This is a genomic window from Streptomyces hazeniae, assembly GCF_031845485.1.
GTDB classification, from domain to species: domain Bacteria; phylum Actinomycetota; class Actinomycetes; order Streptomycetales; family Streptomycetaceae; genus Streptomyces; species Streptomyces hazeniae.
In genome coordinates this window covers 1-413 of the sequence record NZ_JAVREQ010000229.1, presented here as the reverse complement: position 1 = coordinate 413, position 413 = coordinate 1, and the positions used below count along the sequence as shown (strand labels likewise).

Genomic DNA, 413 nt, shown 5'->3' with positions numbered 1-413 from the left:
GGGCAGGGACCTGTCCCGTGGCCGGAGGAACCCCCTCGACGCGCGGTTATGCGCCAACCGCATCGGAACCTCCTCGGGCGGCCCGGGACGCGTGATACAAACCGGAAAGTACCTGTATCCCACATCCGTCCGGTGGCCGACCGGCGCCACGGCCCTGCCGTGCTCCGCCCCTGTCCGCGCCGGCCCAGCAAAAGGGTGAGCCCATGTTCAGAGTGTTACGTGCCGCCGGTCTCGCGGCCCTCCTCACCGCGATGTCCCTGGCCGCGGCTCCGTCCGCAGGCGCCGAGACCCGCACCGCCGATTCCCGCAGCGCGGATTCCCGCACCGCCGATTCCCACCTCACCGGCGCCCGGCCCGCCGATTCGCACCCCACCGGTGCCCGTACCGCCGAGACCCGCACCGCCGTCGGGGGC

Annotated in this window: 1 pseudogene; it reads left to right on the top strand. The window is 73.4% G+C overall.

What is annotated here, in order from left to right:
* Positions 1-203: 203 nt before the first annotated feature.
* A pseudogene (locus RM572_RS29470) lies at positions 204-413 on the top strand (hypothetical protein); the annotation flags it as partial.